The organism is Arthrobacter sp. UYEF20 (genome assembly GCF_040546335.1).
In the GTDB taxonomy this organism is placed as follows: Bacteria; Actinomycetota; Actinomycetes; order Actinomycetales; family Micrococcaceae; genus Arthrobacter.
Genome location: NZ_JBEPNP010000010.1, coordinates 30,094 through 47,614, shown reverse-complemented (window position 1 = coordinate 47,614; position 17,521 = coordinate 30,094). Strand labels below are relative to the sequence as shown.

Sequence of the window (17,521 nt, the reverse complement as noted above, 5' to 3'; positions counted from 1 at the left end):
TATTGTCAGGGCAGCCACGCGCGCTATTTGAACTGGCCAGCAGGAATGCTGGCCTCTGCCCGGCCTTCGGCGATCTCCTCGACTTTGTGCTCAGCCTCCTCCAGCTTGCGCTGGCGAGGCACCAGGACGGTGACCACAGCACCGAGGAGTGCGACTGCCCCGTAGATGTAGAAGGCTGTGGATCCGCCGATGCCCGCGGCGGCCAGCCACCCGCCAATGATCGGACCGAGCACCCCGCCCAGCCGGCCGACGCTGGCGCACCATGCCACGCCAGCTGCCCGGGCATTGGTGGTGAAGTAGTTGGATTGGAACCCGTAGACCAGCACCTGCGTTCCCAGCGTTCCAACGCCCGCGAGGGCGATAAAGGCAAAAAGCAGCGGCAACGGAAAACTAAAGGTCATGAGCGCCAGGGAGATGGTCGCCAATGCGAAGGTGGCGGCGATGACCCGTTGGGGGCCGCTTTTGTCCGCCAGGCGGGATGCGAGCAGACCGCCCGCCACTGCGCCCAGGTTCAGTGCCAGCGGGAAATACAGGGAGTACGTCCGACCGTAGCCGTAGCCCTCCATGATTTTGGGCAACCACGTGTTGAGCCCATACGTCAGCAGCAGGCCGCAGAAGGACATTAGGCCCAGCAGAATGGATGCCACGGCGAACTGGCGGGAAAATACTGCTGCAAAGCCGGACTTCTGTGGCGCGGCGCCGACCTGCAGGATTACGCGCTCTTCGAGGAGCGGGACGCCGGTACGTTGCGCGGCGGCCTGGGCTTCCTCTTCACGGCCCCGGGACAGCAGCCACCGCGGCGATTCCGGGAGCTTGCGCCAGGCAATAGGCAGGAGAATGACGAGTGGCAGGGAGCCGATGATGAACAGTCCGCGCCAGCCGATGCTGTCGAGGAACAGGATGCCCATGAACGAGGCCAGGACACCGCCTGCCGGGACCCCCGAATACACAATTGCGTTGTAGAACTGCCGCCTTCCCGCGGGCGCGAATTCAGCCATGGTGGCGCCGGCGGTGGCGATAACCACTCCCAGGCCGAGTCCGGTCACGAACCGCAACGCGCCGAAGGCAGGGACGCTGGTGGCAAAGGCCGTGGCGAACATGCCCACGGAAAACCAGGCGATGCCCAGGAGCATCAGCCGGCGCCGGCCGAAAAAGTCGCCCACAGCGCCGCAGATCAGTGAGCCCACGAGTACTCCGATGAGTGCCCAGGACCCGAGGAGGCCGGCGGCGACTGCATCAAACGCTCCGATCTGGCTCGGGTCTGCGAGCAGCCCCGGCAGGACGGTGCCGTAAATGACGAGATCGTAACCGTCAAACAGGAGCGCCGTGCAGATGACGAAGGCCACCCAATTTGCCGTGCGTGCCTCCTTTTGCGGATTTTCGGCTCTAACGGTGTGGAGTTGTGTCATGGTCCCCTATTCCTCTCTGGCGAAGTGGAGGCCTGCGGCACCGGGAGGATCCGAGGGGCCGTCCTCCGAGTGCTTTCAGCCTGACAGGCATGTGACGCAAGCCATATGAGGGAAATCCCCAGCCTTCCGCCCGGGGGGTATTTATATGCCGTGGCTCTCAAACAGCCGTTTCATGGAAGTCGACCATGGTTGGTGCTGCCCGTCTCAGTCCATACCATCTGGATATGGAACGGTGACGCAGGAACAGTGGTTCGGGAACCTGCCCGTGGGTAGGCTGGCACAATGATCAACCCCGCACGCCTCCACTCGGACCTGTCCCGCCTCGGCAGGGAGACGGACATGTTCCTGGCCACCGTCGAGTCCCTTGCCGACAACGAGATGGCCGTTCCCTCGCTGTGTGAGGGGTGGACGCGCGCCGACGTTATCGCCCACGTCGCCTCCAGCGGCCGTGCCCTGGTAAAGCTCATTGACTGGGCGACCTCCGGCGAGGAACGTCCCCTGTACGCCTCAAGCGAGACCCGCTCCCGGCAGATCGCTGCCCTGGCGGCCCTGCCGCGGGAGGAGCTCATTGGGGAACTGCGGGAGTCGGCCCGGAACTTTGCCGAGCAGGCACAGCGGCTAAGCGGCGACCTCGCGGCCACGGAAGTGCAGGTGAGCGGCAAGGCGGTCCCCGCCACGTCCATCGTGGCGCTCCGGATAGCCGAGGTGGTGGTGCATCACCATGACCTCGACACTGCCTGGACCATCGAGGAAGCCGATCCGGATTCGCTGCTGAACGCCCTCGAAGCCGTGGTGCGGTCGCTGCGCGCCAAGGGTGCTCCGGGTATGACGCTGGTGACCGAAGAACGTGACGAGTGGGTAATCGGCGACGGCGGACTGCGCGTTGTATCCGACCGCGAGGGCCTGCTCCAGTGGCTGGCACGCGGGGACGCCGAACATGTTGATGTTGACGGCCCGCTGCCGGTACTACCGTCGTGGTGAGCAGGCTGGCCATCTGACTGGGGAAGCCTGTCCCGGTTTCAACGGGGTCCCTGCGGCGGCCGAAAGATCAGTCGAGGGCGATTGAGGGCACTCGTGCTTCGGCTACAACGACGCTCCCGATCGATGTCGAATCCGGGTTCAGCATCCAGCCCATCCGCTTGGCACGGCTGAGGATCACGGCGCTTTCCACGAGCTCGATCTCCGGTATGCGTTGCTGGAGGGCCAGTTCGGCGTTCATTACGTCGGCCAGCGACTTGAGCCACATGAGGATCACAAAGTTTGTCCTTCCGGTGGTCGACGCGCTGAGCCGGACGGTTCGCAGGCTGCGGAGTTCGGCGGCGGCGGCCTCGTGCTGGCCGGGCGGCACATTGGCGAACCACTGGCAGCTCACCGGGTAGCCGGAGAGGTTCTGTGCAATGTCGCAGCGGAAGCTCAGCAGACCGCTGGAGATCACCCTGTTCAGCTGCCGCTGGACCGTCGCCGGGCTCCGGCCCAGGCTTCGGGCGATGTCCGCCGCGCTCGCTCGCCCGTCCCGCGCGAGAAACGGAATCAGGTCCATATGGCTCGCCGGCAGCGGGACGCCGGGCCGCTGTCGTGACGAACCGGCGGTTTCCAGGCCGACAACAGCTTGAAGGACATTTTGCTGTGCATTGTCCAAGGCGTTGAGCCGCCATGTATGGCCTGCGGAGTGCAGGCGGGTTCCCAGCGACGTCCGGTACTTCAACAAGCCCCGGATTTCCTTGAACCGCGGAAGAACGTGATCTGTGAACTGGTCCAGGGTGGGCGAAATGACCGTCAACATGAGGTCCCGGTTGCTCGCAGCTTCCTCGACTGTGACAACGTCGGGGATGGCGGCAAGCTCGGCGGTGACCTCGGCGCGTAAGCGCATTTCGCAGTCCACGTCTACCAGCGCCAGGCACATCTGCTTGGGGTCGCCGATCAGGTGTGCCGTGGTCCAGGCTGCACCGGCAGATCTCAACCTGTCCCAGCGCGCGGCGAGCGTGGTGGCGTGCACTTCCAACACGTCCGCCGCGTCCGACCAGCTGATGCGCGGCGCTACCTGCAGGACATTGATGAGGGCAAGGTCTTCCTCGCTGAGTATCACTTCGTATCACCCTTCCGTTGCTGTGCATGATTTCTGCATTTTCGAGCATACTTTTGATTTTTTTCAGTAACTTCCAGACCTGTGAATCAGGTCACCCCACAATAGACAGCAGATCATTAACGGTCGCGTGCACAGAGAGAGAGCAGATGTCAATTACCACCGACGCCAAGGAGCTGCAGGCGGATCTGGTCCGGCTTCGTCATGAGCTGCACCAGGAACCTGAGATCGGCCTCCAGCTTCCCCGGACCCAGGAAAAGGTCCTTAAGGCGCTTGACGGCCTGCCTTTCGAAATCACTCTGGGCGAGAGCACGACGTCGGTCACTGCGGTCCTCCGCGGCAGCGCAACGCACAGATCGGCCAAAAAACCATCGGTCCTGCTGCGCGCCGACATGGACGGTCTTCCCGTCCAGGAGCGGACGGGAGTGGAGTTCTCGTCGAAGGTTGACGGCGCCATGCACGCCTGCGGCCACGACCTCCACACCGCGATGCTTGCCGGAGCGGCCACCCTTCTGGCCGAGCGCCGGGACCAGTTGGCCGGTGACGTCGTGCTGATGTTCCAGCCGGGCGAAGAAGGATGGGACGGGGCTGCCCACATGATCCGTGAGGGAGTGCTGGACGCGGCGGGGCGCCGGGTTGACGCCGCCTATGGGATGCACGTCTTTTCCGCCCTGGAACCGCATGGCCGGTTCTGCACCAAACCAGGGGTGATGCTCAGCGCTTCGGATGCACTCACCGTTACGGTCCTTGGCGCCGGCGGCCACGGCTCTGCCCCGCACGCGGCCAAGGATCCGGTGACTGCGGCCGCCGAAATGGTGACTGCCCTGCAGGTCATGATCACCCGCCAGTTCAACATGTTCGATCCCGTAGTCCTGACGGTCGGCGTCCTTTCGGCAGGCACGAAGCGCAACGTCATTCCGGAATCAGCTCGCATCGAAGCCACCATCAGGACCTTTTCGGACGCCGCCAGGGAACGTATGATGACCGCCGTTCCCATGCTGCTGAAGGGCATTGCCGCTGCCCACGGGCTGGAGGTGGACATCGACTACCGTCACGAGTACCCCCGCACCGTCAACAACGAGGACGAAACACACACCGCTGAGAAAACCATTGAGGACCTCTTCGGAACCTCGCGGCTCACCCGCTGGGCCACGCCTCTTGGCGGCTCGGAGGATTTTTCAAGGGTGCTCGCACAGGTACCCGGAACGTTTATTGGCCTTAGCGCGGTTGCCCCTGGCACCGACCACAACGCAACCGCTTTTAACCACTCGCCCTACGCCGCCTTTGACGACGGCGTACTGTCCGACGGAGCCGCGCTCTACGCAGAGCTGGCCGTTTCCCGCATCGCAACCCTGGCCTCGGCCTCCTAAACTCCCTCACCCTTTGGAGCACATCATGACCACAACTGCAGGCGTCACCGGCGACGTCCGGGTCCACAAGTCCCACTTGCGGACCCTCATCGGTACCGGGATCGGCAACGCCGTCGAATGGTACGACTGGGCCATTTACGCCACGTTCTCGCCCTTCATTGCCAATGCCCTGTTCAGCAAGGGGGATCCGACGTCGGCATTCTTGGCCACGTTGGCGATCTTCGCCGTCGGCTTCGTGGCCCGCCCGTTCGGAGGGTTCGTGTTTGGCTGGATCGGTGACCGGATCGGCCGGAAGACGTCCATGACGTTCGCTGTCGGGCTTGCTGCCGTGGGCAGTCTGCTGATCGGCATCGCCCCCACCTTCGAAGCTGTGGGCGCATTCGCCTCGATCCTGCTCCTGGTGGCCCGCCTCATCCAGGGCCTTGCCCACGGTGGGGAGCTGCCGTCGTCGCAGACGTACCTGTCCGAAATGGCACCCAAGGAAAAGCGCGGCTTCTGGGCAACGCTCATTTACACCTCCGGCACGGTCGGCATCCTGATTGGAACCATCCTCGGCGCCGTCCTGTCCAATGCCCTGAGCAAAACGGACATGAACGCCTGGGGCTGGCGGGTACCCTTCCTGATTGGCGGGGCCATGGGCCTCTACGCCCTGTTTATGCGTGCCCGCATGAAGGAAACGGCGGCGTTTGAGGCGGAATCCTCCAGGGAAAAGCCCGAGCCGCTGTGGCCGCAGATCTACCGGCACCGCAAGCAGGCCCTGCAGGTGATCGGCCTGACCGTCGGCCTGACCGTTTCGTACTACATCTGGGGTGTAGTCACTCCCAGCTACGCCTCGTCTGTCTTGAAGATGGACCGCGGGGAAGCCCTCTGGGCCAGCGTGATCGCCAACGTACTGTTCATCGCAGCGCTGCCGTTCTGGGGCAAGCTCTCAGACCGGATCGGCCGCAAGCCCGTCATGATCATGAGCGCCGCCGGTGCCGCGCTGTTCCACTTCCCCATGACGTGGCTCCTCAAGGACTCCCCGTGGCAGCTCGCGGTCACCATGTCCGTCATGCTGTTCTTCATCGCCGGCAGCGCGGCAATTATCCCGGCCGTATACGCCGAACTGTTTCCCACTAAGATCCGCACGGTGGGCGTGGGCGTCCCCTACTCCATCTGCGTCGCTGCCTTCGGCGGCACGGCACCCTACCTGCAGGCGTGGGTTGCGTCGATCGGACAGCCCAACCTGTTCAACGTCTACGCGGTGGTCCTGCTGGCTATCAGCATCGCGTTTGTGTTCACCATCCCTGAAACCAAGGGCAAGGACCTGACTTACTGATCCGTTCCAGCGCGCCAGGTTCGATCGTTGCCACAGCAAGTCGCCGACGGCGGGAGGTCCCGCCGTCGGCGACTTCGGTTCTCAGCGCTGGTAGTCAGCATCGGCGCAGTGGTGACGGCCTGAACCGTATCCGTAGGGACATGCCGGACCCACTGCCGGCTTCGCCCAGTTCAAACGTCTCAAGCCCGCCGCAGGCGAAAGCCGTACCCAGCTACCACAAGATCAACCCCCGGTTCAACCAGCCACCGAACCGGACCTTTTCACATGAGGCACTGACTAGCCCCTCCCGTACCTCTTGACCGACGTCTATGCCCCCTATGCCACGGACAAATCGTCGGCTGACCCGAAGAAATGCTGGCTACGTTTGCCAAGCCAATCGTCCGGCGTGACGTTCAACTACTTTCTGATTCTCTGCGGCTTCCAGTCCGTGAAGCCAGACCGGATGATTATCCGCTTCGTGGAAGAGCACGCCGGGTTGGAAGGCACGCCCGTGCAGACCGCCGAGCTGATCGGGCAAGTAGCAGAAAACCACCCAACTCGGCCGAGGATGCTCGACCACGTGATCTGGCGCCATGTTTCAGGTCGCGAAATCGTGCGGATGAGCTGAATTAAAAGCTGTCTTGGGCGTTTAGCCGGGTCCTAGTCTCAACCACGCGCAAAACTGGCATGCCGCCCGAATGGTCAGTACCGTCGTCGTAACAACACATTCGCAAGGAGGCAGGTGCGCCATGAGCAAGAACAACAAGAGCCGGCACAAGGGCAAGGGCCCCGCGGGGAAAAGCGGCCCCGGTTCCCCGGCCTCTGGCTCCGTTTCCTTGAGCGCTTTCCGTGCCGAACGGGCCATGGACGCGCTCACGCCGGCATTTGTCCACTGGTTGGACGACGGCGCACCCGGGTCCGCCGCTGCCGCTTTGCGATGCCTGGAGCAGGTCAAAACCGTGGCAGGCCGTTATCTGGACAGCACGGCCGCGGCGGAGGTGACGAGCTTCGAGCCGATTCCCCTGGCGATGGCTATCGCGGACGAAGTCACTGCCACGGTCCACGCTTCCGGCGGTGAGATGGCTGTCAGCGAGATGGGGGCCGTCGAGAAGGCTGTCTTCGTCGTCGACGCTGTTCACGCCTTCGTCGACTTTCTCTCCGAGACGGGCCGGTGGAGCGGATCCGCGGAGCAGCTGGCCGGAGTCAGGGACTTCTTCGACACCCTCGCGGACGAGGCTGACGGACGGGGTTACATCGATGTGCCGGACATTTCCGAAGAACAGATGCTGGAGGTATTTTCCGGGCTGCCGCTGATCCAGCGCGCCACGGCGCTGCTGAAGTGGATCGGAGAGGGGAGGCCCGTCACCGGAACCGGTGCGCTTCGCCTGCGGGACATCGAAGCGGCGGCCGCCTGCGTCGGGGTGACGGTCAGGGGTGGCAGCAAGCGGGCGGAAGCCGCGCTGCCGGGCACTGCAGCTTCGGCGGATTCTGTACCGACGGTCCGGAGCATGTATGAGGTGCCGCTGCTGGCCCAGATGTGGGCCGCGCTCGAAGCCTCCGAGCTGATTGAGCACAAGCCAACCAAGGTGGTGCCAATTGAGGATGCCGAAGGCTTCCTGACCGGCGATGCTTCGGAGCGGCTGGAGGAGCTCTTCACTTTCACCGCGTGTTTCCTGGAGCAGGCTGTGCTCGGGTTCGACCAGGACCAGCCGTGGGAACGGCCGATCGCCGGGCTGCAGACGTCGATCCTGATCGCGGCGGCAACGGCGGATCCGCCCTTGCTGGAACGCGTGCTGGCCGCCGCGGATCATGCGCCGGAATCCGAGAAGAAGATGGCAGCCCTGATTACCAGCCTGGCCGTGGGCCGACTGGAAGCGCTCGCCGAAATGGGGCTGCTGACCATCGACACTCACTTCCGGGTGCCGCCGGCGCTCATCGGCTGCGTGGCGGAAGTGTTCGACCACGACTGGGTGCTGGCAGACCTGGGCCTCGAGGAGGCCCCCGATGATGCGGATATTGAGCCGACAGTTGCTGAGCCGGCCGCTCTTCAGTCGCCCGTGACTGCGGCGCGGCCGGCTGCCACATCAACTCTGCAGCTGAAAATCATGCTCAAAGGGTCAAAACCGCCCATCTGGCGGCGTGTCCTGGTTCCGGCCGGGATGCCGCTCACTCAGTTGCACCAGGCGATCCAGGCACTTTTCGGCTGGCTGGACTACCACCTGCACCAGTTCCAGACCGGGGGATTCCGCGGCCCCACGTATGCGCCGGTGGGCGCGGACGGCGAAGATGATTCCTACGGCGAACCATCCCATGACGAATCGAAGGTGACAGTCGGTGAACTGCTGCCGGCCGTCGGAAGCACCATGACCTACACGTATGACTTCGGCGACGACTGGGAGCACGCCATCACGGTGGAGAAAATCCTAGCGGACGACGGCGGCGGGCAGCTGCCGCGGTGCACCGCTGGGCGCGGTGCGGCGCCGGCGGAGGACAGCGGCGGCACCTGGGGCTGGGCGAACATTGTCCAGGCCGTCAACGATCCGGGCCACGAGGAGCACGGGGAATATAGGGAGTGGCTGGGACTCCGGCCCGGCGAAACACTGGACCCCAAGGCCTTCGACATGGACCAGGCCAACGGGGTTCTGGCAGATCGCTTCTGAGCGACAGAGACCAGAGACCAGTGGGGCCGGGCACCAGCGCGTCGTAGACTCGGTGGCACGAACAAGAGCTGGGGGAGAACATGTCCGTGCAAAGCACTCAAGGTAATACACCCGTGAGGCCGTTGAACCGGTTGGCTGTCGGGTCGCTGGTGATGGCAGTGGTGGCCGCGGCACAGCAAGCGCAGATGTAATTGTCAGGATCAGTGATGCCCCGCCGCCTGATGCTGCTCGACACTGCGTCGCTGTACTTTCGCGCCTTCTACGGCGTGCCGGACACGATCCGTCGCGCCGACGGCACGCCGGTGAACGCCGTTCGCGGGCTGCTCGACATGATCGCGCGGCTCACCACCGACTACGGCGCGACGCATCTCGTTGCGTGCTGGGACGACGATTGGCGTCCGCAGTGGCGGGTGGACCTCATTCCGAGCTACAAGTCGCACCGGGTCGCGGAGGTGGTGGCGGGCGCCCCCGACGTGGAGGTTGTGCCGGACGCCCTCGAGGCGCAGATTCCGATGATCCGCCGGGTGCTCGGCCTCGCCGGCGTCGCCGTCGTGGGGGCTGCGGACCACGAGGCCGACGACGTCGTCGGCACCTACGCCAGCCACGCGGAGCTTCCGGTCGACGTGGTGACGGGCGACCGCGATCTCTTCCAGGTCGTCGACGACGCCCGCCAGGTGCGGGTGATCTACACCGCGCGCGGCATGAAGAACCTCGAAGTCATGACGGACGCCGTCGTCGTCGGCAAGTACCGCGTGCTGCCCGAGCAGTACGCCGACTACGCGACCCTCCGCGGCGACGCCTCCGACGGGCTTCCGGGCGTGGCCGGCATCGGTGAGAAGACGGCCGCGTCGCTGCTCGGAGAGTACGGCACGCTCGACGGGCTGCTCGCGGCGGCGGCGGATGCGGGTAGCGGGCTGTCCGCCTCCGTGCGGTCGAAGCTCGCCGCGGCCACGGACTACCTCGCGGTCGCGCCCACGGTGGTGAAGATCGTGCGCGACCTCGCGCTGCCGACACTCGAGGAGGCGGGCGCGCTGCTGCACCCTGTGGTTGGCGATTCGCGCGCCGAACTCGAGCGCCTCGCCTCCGAGTGGAACCTCGGCGGCTCGGTCGGGCGACTGCTCGAAGCGCTCGAGCTTCGTCACTGAGCAGGTGAATCCCTGCATCACGACGGCGGCTGGCCGGCAAAGTGCCGGTCGGCCGCCGTCGTTCGTTGTCAGGCGCTCATCCGTGGTGCTAGCGCCGCGCGGCCTTCCGTGCTGCGTTCTTCAGCGCCTTGCGGGATACCGGTTTCAGGGCCTTGCGGGCGGCCTCATCGGTGAGGGCACGGTGGCGCCGGGCGTCGATCACGTCATTCCAGAGCGCCGTGGCGAAAGCCCCGCCGTCCTGGGCGTACACCTGATAGGAGTAGCCCGAAAAGGCGGCAGGTTGCGTCCCCGCGGGGAGCTCAACACCGGATTTCCGCGCCACTGCATCGGCGATGGCCCAGGTCTCGGTCAGGTGGAGCGTGAGGTTGTCCTGCACAAAAATGTTGGCGTCGGCGGCCTCCGCAGCCCGTTCCAGCAGGGACTCAAGCCGGTCCGCCAGCAACGCGGCGGCTGCGTCCTGGAGGGACGTTCCTTCTGCCGTGGCCGCATCGAGGCGGGCTTCCTGCTCCGCGACGGCACCCGCCCAGTCGCTGGTCAGGCGGAACTTCTGCCAGGTGGGAAACCATACAATCGCCCCGGTGGCGTGGTTGTGGATGTGCTGCAGGCCGCTGTTCTTCTCCGTGGCCGCGTGGTCATGTCCAGCGGCGTCAGCGTCAGCCAGCAGTCCGGACAGAGAGTTCGTGGGTGAAGTGTTCATGGTGGTGGCTGGATGCTTCCTGTAGGGCGACTGGGTCCGTTCATCAGCACAACCTGCGCCGGTGACTGACTTATTCCGTCCGTACGTAATGAACGTCAGACAGCGCTGGCGCCAGTGGCATTCTCCTGTATCTATCTATCATGTGGAACTGCAGCTCCTCACAAGTTGTAGTCGAGAAACTTTCAGTCGAGCGTGAAGACGGAGTAGTGCCCTATCCACTGGTGCGGCTTCCATGCAAGCATGGGGCCCAGAGAAAAGGTGCCGTGAGGAGACTCGATGAAAGCCAACGAACTGCTTCTGGACGCCTTCGGCCGGATCCGTGACACCGTGGACGCCGTTCTTGAAGTAATCGACGGCGAGGCTCTGGTCCGTAGGCCCTCCGGTAACGGAAACTCGATTGCGTGGCTAATCTGGCACCTCAGCCGGGTGGAGGACGCGCAGCTCGCCTCTGCCGCCGGCCTGGAACAGGTGTGGACCTCGCAGGGGTTTGTTGGCCGCTTCGACTTGCAGCTGCCCGGACGCGACACCGGCTACGGCCATTCGACCGGGCAGGTCGACGCCGTGAAGGCACCGCCGGAGCTCTTGCTCGAATACTACGACGCCGTTCATCGGCAGACCGTGGCGTTCCTGACAACCCTCGGCGATGAGGACTTCGACCGCATCGTCGACACCCGATGGGACCCGCCCGTCACGCTCGGGGTACGGCTGGTCAGCACGATTGCTGATTGCCTCCAGCACGTGGGGCAGGCCGCGTACGCCAAGGGCTTGAATCCCGCGCCCGGAAGCTAGGCAGCATTGGTGCTGGTGGTATCGGGGCCGGCGTTAGTTGCCGCGGCGAGCAAGCGATCGAAGCTGGCGGTCCCGTTGTCCGGAGGGATTACGGTAAAGACCGCAACCCATTTCTCGGGGGCATTCTTCTCCAGCGTTGAAGCCCGAGCCGCATGCAGGTTCAACCCGGGCACCCCGCTGACAAGGAGCGGAAGCTTCTCGCCGCTCTTGGCCATGTTCCGGAATTGCTTGACCGACAAGTGGTCGCCTGGGCTGCTCGTTACCTCGGCGATGGTGTCATTGATCCTCTTGGTCAGCCCCCGCATGAATCTTCTCTTGGCCGAGACCGCGGGCGCCGTGAGAATCGCGGCGAAGAAGAAAGTGAACAAAACCACGGCACCGAAACTTCTGAGGCCGGGCAGGATGATCATCAGAAACAGGCACAGGATCAATCCAAAGATACTGGACATGATGAACTTGATAACGGGGTTTTCGCCTGGTTTCTTTGACCAACGAACAAGAGCGACGGTGTCCTGACGGGGCTGATCGCGCCTTGAAATTTCCATGATTAGTACCCCTTCACTTCCATGAGCGCTTCAGCCAGGACGATTGCCTCGCGTGCTTCCTTGAGATCGCTCAGCAGACCCATGTCGGGAATGGTTCCCGTGGCAACGGTGGAGCCGGCGAGTTCAGAAAAGATGCCGCTCAGCCTTTCGCGGTCCTGTGACAGCATCCGGGACGAATTCAGTTTGATTCTGCTCAGCTCAAGCTCCAGCAGTGACTTGTCGATGGCCTCGCGACGGCCTTGCATGACCGACAACTTTTCCGTGACGCGCTGGGCACGGCCGCGGAGCATCGATTCCATCTTCAGTGCCACGTCGTGGAGTTCCCTGAGGGTGGTGTACGTCTGCGGCGACCCGGAGTGCCGGGATAGCTGCTCACTGACGTGGAGACGCCGTCGTTCCCATTTCCGGACGGCGGATTCATAGGGTCCCAAGAGCAACGAGACGGCAGCCAGTGCCTTGTCCAGGGACCCGGCCCGCGTGCTCAGGCTTGCAGTGGCGGCGTCAAGCCTCGACAGGAAGGCGTCGTAGTTGTCCTGGGACGGGGTGCTATTGGTAATCATGAGCCACCCGCACGCGGTGACGCTCTTTCCCTGGCCAAAAACTGCCCCCATCTCTCATGGCAAGAGAATAGAGGCTCCGAGGCAGATGGCATAGAGTCCGGACGTGAACCCGGACGAACTGCTTGCGTCAGTTCGCCGTGCCGGGGGATCTAGGTCCGTCACGACGCCCTTCACCATTCCTCTGCCGGCGTCGGTCAACGATGTTTGTGAAAGTGTGGGTACCTATGAAACGAATCGGATTTCTGTCCTTCGGCCACTGGCGTGACGTCCCGGGTTCGCTCGTGCGTTCCGCGCAGGACTCCCTCCTGCAGGCGATCGAGCTGGCCGTGGCCGCGGAGGAAGTCGGCGTCGACGGAGCGTACTTCCGCGTTCACCACTTCGCCGAGCAGCAGACCTCGCCGTTCCCGCTGCTCGCCGCGATAGCGGCACGCACCTCCCGCATCGAGATTGGGACCGGCGTCATTGACATGCGCTATGAGAACCCGCTCTACATGGCTGAGGAGGCCGCCGCCGTCGACCTCATCAGCGGCGGACGTCTGCAGCTCGGGGTCAGCCGTGGTTCGCCCGAGTCGGTGGTGGCTGGCTACGAAGCCTTCGGGCACCTCCCGGCCGAGGGCGAGTCCGACGCCGACATGGCCCGCCGTCACACTGCGCACTTCCGGACCGCCATCTCCGGTGCGGGCGTCGCGCGCGCCAATCCGCAAGTCAGCGGGCACGCCGGGCTGGTCCCGATTCAGCCGCTGTCACCAACGCTTCCCGAGCGAATCTGGTGGGGCGCCGGAAATCGGGCCAGCGCCCGCTGGGCCGGACACCAGGGCATGAACCTCATGTCGTCGACCCTGCTGACGGAGGACACCGGGGTTCCCTTCGACCAGCTGCAGGCCGAACAAATTGCCGGCTACCGGGACGCCTGGGCCGCGGCTGGCCACCGGCACATTCCCCGGGTGTCCGTCTCGCGAAGCATCGTTCCGCTGATCGATGACGAGTCCCGTCGCTACTTCGGGCTGCGCGCGCAGGCCGACGCGCGGGACCAGGTGGGCTACCTCGACGGCGGGCTGGCCCGCTTCGGGCGCAGCTACGTCGGTGAACCCGAGCAGCTCGTCGAGGAGCTCTCCCGGGACGCGGCCGTGGCCGCGGCGGACACATTGCTGGTCACCGTCCCGAATCAGCTGGGCGTGGACTTCAACGTCCGGCTTCTCGAGTCGATTTCTCGCGACCTCCGCCCCTCCTTGGGATGGGATTGACGCAGTCTGGACCTGGGTCTGGACATGGAGACCGGCCCGCACTAGATTCAGCCGACAAGCCGGGACTGAACGCAGGTCTTCCAACTCAAGGAGCATTGGCCATGGAGAAACGGACATGTTGATCAAATCGCCCACTGCGGCCGTACTCGTGACCTTCCTCATGGTCAGCGGGTTGGTTGCAGGAATCTCGGCTCCGGCCTCGGCTGCGGGTACCACGTACTATGTCAGTGCCGCGGGGAGCGACAGCAATTCGGGAACCTCAAGCTCGGCGCCGTGGAAGTCTTTGTCAAAGGTTAATTCCATCGTCCTCACCCCCGGCGACACCGTCAGTTTCCGCAGGGGCGACGCTTGGACCGGAGGCCTTGTGACCACCCAGAGCGGGACTTCCACCGCTCCCATCACCTTGAATGGCTACGGAAGCGGCAATTCTCCGACGATTACCGGCGGTAAGTCGGGAAACTGCATCAGGATCAACGGCAACTACACCATTGTTGACGGACTGCGCGGTGTCTCCTGCGGCTACGCAGGCATCAGCGTCACAGGCGACCGCAACACCGTCCGGAACTCCAGCGCCTCCAGCAATGCGGTGGGGATCAAGGCGGGAACCGGGTCTGACTTCGGAAAATACACCGGTAATACGGTGACGAACAACAACATTATGAATGTGAATACGCGGGGCACGAATTGCGGAACTTCTCAGGCGGTGAACTGCAGTGACGACTCTGGCGCTTTTGGCGTGCTGATCAACGGCAATGACAACGAGCTTTCTGCCAATACGGTAAGCGGCTCGAGCGCGACTTCCTTTGATTACGGCCTCGACGGCGGTGCTTTCGAAATCTACAACGGCAACCGGAACAACATTCATCACAATGTGGCGCTGGACAACAACGCCTTCTCCGAGATTGGCAGGTCCTCAGGAACTGCGGACGGGAACACCTTTCGCTACAACCTGATCCGTTCAACCTGTGGCGCCAATTGCTCCGAGGCCAAGGGCTTGATCGCCCGTGGATCAGGGACCTCGTTTGGGCCCACGAACGGCACTATTTTTGAGTTCAACACCGTTTATCTGAACGGTACGCAGTCCCAGGCCATTGTCTGCCATGCGAGCTGCCCTTCATCGACGGTGATCCGGGCCAACATCCTGGTAGGCGTCAAGAACTCCCTGTGGATCAACGGCTCCGGCTGGACCGAAAAGCAGAATGTCCTCAACGGACCGATCAACTTCGTGCCGAACAGCACGTCCACTACCGCGCCGGCAGGTTTTGCGAACGCACCGACCGATCTCCACCTGACCAGCACCAGTCCGGCAATCGACCGCGCCGGAACCAGCTTTTCCACTCTGGACCTGGACGGACGGGCAGTGCCCCAGAACGGGGACTGCACCGGAACGGCCGCTGCCGATTCGGGGACCTACGAATTCGACTCGCCCAACTGCTGACATCCTGCCGCCGACGCACCCCGGTCACCATCGGATGGATCAGGGCTTGGTCATGGACTCGGGTGGCGGCGGGAACGCTGCAGCCGGGTAGAGTCCGGCGACCTGCACCATGTAGTTCGCCCACTGTGGGCCCGCGAGCATGTAACCGTCGATGCCCTTGTAGAACTTGCCGTTGATGGTGACGTTCTGGCCGGGCCGGCTCTGACCTTCCAGGGTGTCCCCGAAGAAGGAAGCAGTTGCAAGGCCGGTGGTGTAGCCGGCCACCCAGGTTGCGCCGTTGTTGTTGGAGGTGCCGGTCTTTGCCGCCACCGGAACCTTGTCCTGGACCTTGGGCTCGATGTAGACACCGGACCCCCGTTTCAGCACGTCCTGGAGCACGGAGTTCACGCCGCGGGCAACCTCGGGCTTGACGGCGTCGCGGCAGTTGCTGGTCTCGGCCGGAAGCTTCCGCCCCGCCGCATCGGTCACGTCCACAATGGCGATCGGGGCGCAGTACTTGCCGTCATTGGCGAACGTGGCGAACGCGTTGGCCAGGTGGAGCGGCGCCACGCCGATGGCACCCAGCAGGTTGCCCAGCTGGTGCATGTTCACCGGGGCGTTATCCACGCCGCTGTGGAGCCCCACGGCGTCCACCATTTTCTGGATGCCGCAGAAATCCAGTTGGGCGGCCTCGGCGAAGGTTGCCGTGTTGATGGAGTTGTAGAGCCCGTAGTTGACGGGCATCTTGCGGTAATAGCCCTCATCGTTGTTCTGGAGGTCGTCCGCGGCGCCGAGGGCTTTCTGCGCCGTAGCGTAAGCGCCGAGGACCTTTCCGCAGCTGGACTTCCAGGGAAAGTCCAGCGGATAGGTCCGCCGGGAGGCGTCCAGCTCGGCGGTAATGCTTTTGCCCTCATTGAGCCATTCCGCAAACGTGAACGGTTTCATTGTGGACCCGGGCTGGAACCCGCCGGCGCCGTTCAGGTCGCTGCCGGTGGCGTCCTTGGAATCGACGTTGAAGTTCAGCTGCGTGTCGAACTTCCCGGGTGCGGGAAGAAACACCGTGTTCTGCGCCATGGCCAGGATTTTGCCTGTGCCGGGCTGGATCGAGACCAGGGAAGCCCCCCACTTGTCCGGGTTGGCCCCGGCCGTGGCATCGACCTGTGCCTGCGCGGGAACCTGCAGCCTGCTGTCCAGTGTGGTGGTGATGGTCAGACCGCCGCGGTACAGCAATTTCTCGCGGTCGGCCGGGTCGACGCCGTACGCCGGGTTGTTGAGGATGAGGTGCGAGACATAGTCGCAGAAATACGGTGCTATTTCCGCAGCGGCGCAACCCTGCTGCCCCTGGGTGATCTTGAGGTCCACTCCGGTGGCGACGGCGGCGTCATGCTCAGCTTGCGTAATCTTGCCCTCGCTGAGCATTTTGGCCAGGACCTGGTTGCGTCGCTGGATGGAGTTTTCCGGGTGGACGGCGGGATCGTAGAAACTGGGGCTGTTCACCAAGCCGGCAAGCAGGGCGGCCTGCGGCAGGGTGAGATCCTTGGCGGTTGTGCTGAAGAAGTGGTGCGCCGCGGCCTCAATGCCGTAGGCGTCCCGGTTGAAAAACACGATGTTGAGATAGCCCTCGAGGATCTGCTCCTTGGTGTACTTCTTCTCCAGTTCGATGGCGAGCTTCATTTCGCGCACTTTGACGCCGACACTCTTCTGCCCGCTGAGGATGACCTGATCGCCCCGGTCCGCCGACAGCAGCGACTCGTTGAGCACATTGGTGACGTATTGCTGGGTCAGCGTGGATGCGCCCTGCTGGCCGCCGCTGGTCAGGTTCGACGTTAGCGCCCGGAGAATCCCCTGCGGGTCCACCCCTCCGTGCTCGTAGAAGCGGCTGTCCTCGATGGCGACTATGGCGTCCTTGATGAACGGGGACATCTGGTCCAGCCCGACCTTCACGCGGTTCTCCGCGTAAAAGGTGGCGATCGTCTTCCCGTCCGCGCTCAGCACCTTGGTTGACTGCGACGGCGTACCGACCGTCAGCTCAGAGGGGAGGCTGTTGAAGAATATGATCGAATTACGGACGGCGACGCCGGCAGCGGCCACACCGGGGACCACTAGGCTGGCGGCCAGAACGCCGCAGATCGCGCTCACCGTAAAGAATCCGATGACCCTCCAAAAGGCCGCGACCAGACGAGATCCTTTTCGGTTCTTCGACGCCATTTTCTGTCCAGCTATCACGCTCGAAATATGTGTTCAGAATACGCCGGAAGGCCACCTATGGGCCAGATGGCAGGGTGGATTGGGTCCGAGGCGTGGC

At 63.8% G+C, this 17,521-nt stretch carries 15 protein-coding genes; 9 read left to right on the top strand and 6 right to left on the bottom strand.

Features of this window, described 5'->3' with window-relative positions; genetic code table 11:
- Positions 1 to 23: 23 nt before the first annotated feature.
- Positions 24 to 1,409: an MFS transporter gene (locus ABIB26_RS12660; protein ID WP_354243453.1), complete on the bottom strand. Its 1,386-nt coding sequence runs from the start codon at positions 1,407 to 1,409 to the stop codon at positions 24 to 26.
- Between the two features lie 282 nt (positions 1,410 to 1,691).
- Here ABIB26_RS12660 and ABIB26_RS12655 point away from each other — a divergent pair, with 282 nt between their 5' ends.
- On the top strand, positions 1,692 to 2,390 hold the full coding sequence (locus ABIB26_RS12655) for a maleylpyruvate isomerase family mycothiol-dependent enzyme (RefSeq protein WP_354243450.1): 699 nt from the start codon (positions 1,692 to 1,694) through the stop codon (positions 2,388 to 2,390).
- 67 nt (positions 2,391 to 2,457) lie between these two features.
- On the opposite strand, the gene ABIB26_RS12650 is transcribed toward ABIB26_RS12655, so the two are convergent.
- Positions 2,458 to 3,495, bottom strand: coding sequence for an Lrp/AsnC family transcriptional regulator (locus tag ABIB26_RS12650; protein WP_354243447.1), 1,038 nt, complete (start codon positions 3,493 to 3,495; stop codon positions 2,458 to 2,460).
- A 146-nt stretch (positions 3,496 to 3,641) separates the two neighbouring features.
- On the opposite strand from ABIB26_RS12650, the gene ABIB26_RS12645 reads away from it, so the two are divergent.
- The 5 genes from ABIB26_RS12645 (at position 3,642) to ABIB26_RS12625 (ending at position 9,964) form a co-directional block, all read left to right on the top strand.
- Positions 3,642 to 4,862, top strand: a complete 1,221-nt coding sequence (locus ABIB26_RS12645; protein ID WP_354243444.1) for a M20 metallopeptidase family protein — start codon at positions 3,642 to 3,644, stop codon at positions 4,860 to 4,862.
- A gap of 25 nt (positions 4,863 to 4,887) precedes the next feature.
- On the top strand, positions 4,888 to 6,180 hold the full coding sequence (locus tag ABIB26_RS12640; RefSeq protein ID WP_354243441.1) for an MFS transporter: 1,293 nt from the start codon (positions 4,888 to 4,890) through the stop codon (positions 6,178 to 6,180).
- A gap of 295 nt (positions 6,181 to 6,475) precedes the next feature.
- Positions 6,476 to 6,787, top strand: a complete 312-nt coding sequence (locus ABIB26_RS12635) for a DUF8548 family protein (RefSeq protein WP_354243438.1) — start codon at positions 6,476 to 6,478, stop codon at positions 6,785 to 6,787.
- A gap of 121 nt (positions 6,788 to 6,908) precedes the next feature.
- Entirely contained in the window at positions 6,909 to 8,819 is a 1,911-nt protein-coding gene (locus ABIB26_RS12630) for a plasmid pRiA4b ORF-3 family protein (RefSeq protein WP_354243435.1), read from the top strand.
- A 206-nt stretch (positions 8,820 to 9,025) separates the two neighbouring features.
- A complete protein-coding gene (locus ABIB26_RS12625) occupies positions 9,026 to 9,964 on the top strand; it encodes a 5'-3' exonuclease (protein ID WP_354243432.1) in 939 nt (312 codons plus the stop codon).
- Between the two features lie 88 nt (positions 9,965 to 10,052).
- Here the strand turns inward: ABIB26_RS12625 and ABIB26_RS12620 are convergent, their stop codons facing one another.
- Positions 10,053 to 10,661 (bottom strand): hypothetical protein, encoded by a 609-nt coding sequence (locus ABIB26_RS12620; RefSeq protein ID WP_354243430.1) that lies wholly within the window; start codon positions 10,659 to 10,661, stop codon positions 10,053 to 10,055.
- Positions 10,662 to 10,937: 276 nt separating this feature from the next.
- Between ABIB26_RS12620 and ABIB26_RS12615 the strand changes: the two genes are divergently transcribed.
- Positions 10,938 to 11,450: a mycothiol transferase gene (locus ABIB26_RS12615; protein ID WP_354243428.1), complete on the top strand. Its 513-nt coding sequence runs from the start codon at positions 10,938 to 10,940 to the stop codon at positions 11,448 to 11,450.
- Here the strand turns inward: ABIB26_RS12615 and ABIB26_RS12610 are convergent.
- Positions 11,447 to 11,995, bottom strand: a complete 549-nt coding sequence (locus tag ABIB26_RS12610; RefSeq protein ID WP_354243425.1) for a hypothetical protein — start codon at positions 11,993 to 11,995, stop codon at positions 11,447 to 11,449. The genes ABIB26_RS12615 and ABIB26_RS12610 overlap by 4 nt on opposite strands.
- A 2-nt stretch (positions 11,996 to 11,997) precedes the next feature.
- Positions 11,998 to 12,555: a hypothetical protein gene (locus tag ABIB26_RS12605; protein ID WP_354243423.1), complete on the bottom strand. Its 558-nt coding sequence runs from the start codon at positions 12,553 to 12,555 to the stop codon at positions 11,998 to 12,000.
- A 224-nt stretch (positions 12,556 to 12,779) separates the two neighbouring features.
- Between ABIB26_RS12605 and ABIB26_RS12600 the strand changes: the two genes are divergently transcribed.
- Together ABIB26_RS12600 and ABIB26_RS12595 are read left to right on the top strand one after the other, a co-directional pair.
- On the top strand, positions 12,780 to 13,799 hold the full coding sequence (locus ABIB26_RS12600; protein ID WP_354243421.1) for an LLM class flavin-dependent oxidoreductase: 1,020 nt from the start codon (positions 12,780 to 12,782) through the stop codon (positions 13,797 to 13,799).
- Positions 13,800 to 13,914: 115 nt separating this feature from the next.
- Positions 13,915 to 15,237 (top strand): right-handed parallel beta-helix repeat-containing protein, encoded by a 1,323-nt coding sequence (locus ABIB26_RS12595; protein ID WP_354243418.1) that lies wholly within the window; start codon positions 13,915 to 13,917, stop codon positions 15,235 to 15,237.
- 39 nt (positions 15,238 to 15,276) lie between these two features.
- Here ABIB26_RS12595 and ABIB26_RS12590 read toward each other — a convergent pair whose 3' ends face one another.
- Positions 15,277 to 17,424 (bottom strand): transglycosylase domain-containing protein, encoded by a 2,148-nt coding sequence (locus ABIB26_RS12590; protein ID WP_354243416.1) that lies wholly within the window; start codon positions 17,422 to 17,424, stop codon positions 15,277 to 15,279.
- Between the last annotated feature and the right edge of the window lie 97 nt (positions 17,425 to 17,521).

Coding starts and splice junctions, on each gene's coding strand:
- ABIB26_RS12605 (WP_354243423.1), bottom strand. CDS start 12,555: ATGATTACCAATAGCACCCCGTCCCAGGACAACTACGACGCCTTCCTG.
- ABIB26_RS12600 (WP_354243421.1), top strand. CDS start 12,780: ATGAAACGAATCGGATTTCTGTCCTTCGGCCACTGGCGTGACGTCCCG.
- ABIB26_RS12655 (WP_354243450.1), top strand. CDS start 1,692: ATGATCAACCCCGCACGCCTCCACTCGGACCTGTCCCGCCTCGGCAGG.
- ABIB26_RS12630 (WP_354243435.1), top strand. CDS start 6,909: ATGAGCAAGAACAACAAGAGCCGGCACAAGGGCAAGGGCCCCGCGGGG.
- ABIB26_RS12660 (WP_354243453.1), bottom strand. CDS start 1,409: ATGACACAACTCCACACCGTTAGAGCCGAAAATCCGCAAAAGGAGGCA.
- ABIB26_RS12590 (WP_354243416.1), bottom strand. CDS start 17,424: ATGGCGTCGAAGAACCGAAAAGGATCTCGTCTGGTCGCGGCCTTTTGG.
- ABIB26_RS12640 (WP_354243441.1), top strand. CDS start 4,888: ATGACCACAACTGCAGGCGTCACCGGCGACGTCCGGGTCCACAAGTCC.
- ABIB26_RS12625 (WP_354243432.1), top strand. CDS start 9,026: ATGCCCCGCCGCCTGATGCTGCTCGACACTGCGTCGCTGTACTTTCGC.
- ABIB26_RS12595 (WP_354243418.1), top strand. CDS start 13,915: ATGTTGATCAAATCGCCCACTGCGGCCGTACTCGTGACCTTCCTCATG.
- ABIB26_RS12610 (WP_354243425.1), bottom strand. CDS start 11,995: ATGGAAATTTCAAGGCGCGATCAGCCCCGTCAGGACACCGTCGCTCTT.
- ABIB26_RS12645 (WP_354243444.1), top strand. CDS start 3,642: ATGTCAATTACCACCGACGCCAAGGAGCTGCAGGCGGATCTGGTCCGG.
- ABIB26_RS12620 (WP_354243430.1), bottom strand. CDS start 10,661: ATGAACACTTCACCCACGAACTCTCTGTCCGGACTGCTGGCTGACGCT.
- ABIB26_RS12615 (WP_354243428.1), top strand. CDS start 10,938: ATGAAAGCCAACGAACTGCTTCTGGACGCCTTCGGCCGGATCCGTGAC.